Raw genomic sequence first — 1,716 nt, 5'->3', positions numbered from 1 at the left:
CCCCCCCCCCCCCCCCCCCCCCCCCCCCCCCCCCCCCCCCCCCCCCCCCCCCCCCCCCCCCCCCCCCCCCCGCCCCCACCCCCCCCCCCCCCCCCCCCCCCCCCCCCCCCCCCCCCCCCGCCCCGGCCCCCCCCGCCCCCCCCCGGCCGGGACGGGGTGCCGGGACGGCCGGGTTCGGGTACTCGCATGGGCCTGCCGGCGCCCGCTTGCCGACCATCCGTGACGGGCCCGCCACCAGCCGCTGAGCGCGGACACGTGCCGAGACAGTCCGGATCTGTGGTGTGAGCAGGGCCACCCGAGGTCTTTGTGTGCCCCGTCCGCTCGATACCGTTTTAGGGATAGGTGTCGACATGGATGGAAGGAGCGTGCACATGGAGCAGGACCAGTTGACTCAGCTGACCTCGGGCCTTTCCGGGCCGGGTCCGCGGGACGTCGTCCCCGGCGCCGTCGACGCGGTGGAGGTCGTGGAGATCACGACCGAAAAGATCGCGTTCGGTCCCGTCGCGAACCCGAAGCGGCTGCGGCTCGGAGTCTCCCGCTCGCTTTGACCCCCACCCGGTCAGGATTTCTCCAGGTCGGCCGCCGTCGGGCGGCCGACCTTGCGTTTCATCTCACCGATCCCGGCTTCCGGTCGGAGCCGCGATGGTCCTACCGTCGAGGGATGAGCAGTCCCGAGACGTCCCCGCGCGCCGGATCGACCGCAGTCAACGGGACCATCGATACGGAGCCGGCCGATGCGCAGCCGGCCGGTGCGGGGCACGAACGCGTCACGCCGCCGTCCGGCGGTGACGGCTTCCGGTCGTCCTGGGCTCAGCTCGACGGGCCGGTGCATGTCGTCGACTTCGGCGGCCCGGCGGACGCCGCGCTGCTGCTCTGCGTGCACGGCCTCGGCGGTTCCTATCTGAACTGGCTGCCCCTCGCCCCGCTGCTCACCACCACCCACCGGGTGATGGCTGTCGACCTGGCCGGGCACGGCCGCACCCCGGCCGCCGGCCGGCGCACCGACGTCGTGGCCAACCAGGGGCTGCTCGACCGCTTCCTGGCCGAGGTCCTCGACACCCCGCCCATCCTCGTCGGCAACTCGATGGGCGGCATGATCAGCGTGATGCAGGCCGCCCGGCGACCCGACTCGGTCGCCGGCCTGATCCTCGTCGACCCGGCGTTGCCCCGCCCGCGCGGCGTGCGCCCGGATCCGGAGATCGCCCGCATCTTCGCCGGCCTGTTCGTCCCTCGCCTCGGCGCCGCGGTCCTCGCCCGCCGGCGCACCCGTTTCACCCCCCGGGAACTCGTCGACCAGAGCCTGCTGCGGCTCACCGCCGACCCGAGCGCGATCCCCGAGGCCGCGCTGGCGTCGATGGAACGCGCCCAGCGGGAGCGCGGCGGGCTGCCCGACGCCGACCAGGCGTTCGTGGGCGCGGCCCGCTCGGTGGTCTGGTCGCTGCTGCGTCCGGCGCCGCTGGCCCACATGGTCCGCACCGTGCCGCAGCCGACGCTGCTGCTGCACGGCTCCGCCGACCGGCTGATCCCGGTGGCGGTGGCCCGCAACGTGGCCGCGCAGCGGCCCGACTGGCGGGTGGAGATCCTCGACGGCCTCGGCCACGTGCCGATGCTCGAGGCCGCGGAGCTGACCGCGCAGCTCATCACCGACTGGCTGGGCCGCGAGGGCCGCACGGCGACCGAACGCGCCCGCCGTCCCGCCGACCCGGCGCTGTCGAC

General features: G+C 75.8%; 2 protein-coding genes and 1 pseudogene. All 3 read left to right on the top strand.

Annotated elements, in window-relative coordinates; genetic code table 11:
* Nucleotides 1-245: pseudogene (locus tag ND748_RS31435) on the top strand (DUF732 domain-containing protein); the annotation flags it as partial.
* 105 nt (nt 246-350) lie between these two features.
* Entirely contained in the window at nt 351-548 is a 198-nt protein-coding gene (locus ND748_RS31430; protein WP_251749926.1) for a hypothetical protein, read from the top strand.
* A gap of 113 nt (nt 549-661) precedes the next feature.
* A partial coding sequence (locus tag ND748_RS31425) for an alpha/beta fold hydrolase (RefSeq protein ID WP_251749925.1) occupies nt 662-1,716 on the top strand: 1,055 nt, incomplete at its 3' end.

The organism is Frankia sp. AiPs1 (assembly GCF_023716945.1).
GTDB lineage: Bacteria > Actinomycetota > Actinomycetes > Frankiales > Frankiaceae > Frankia.
This window is presented reverse-complemented; position numbering and strand designations above follow the sequence as displayed.

Excerpts from the sequence above, each read along its gene's own strand:
- ND748_RS31430 (WP_251749926.1), top strand. The coding sequence starts at position 351 with ATGGATGGAAGGAGCGTGCACATGGAGCAGGACCAGTTGACTCAGCTG.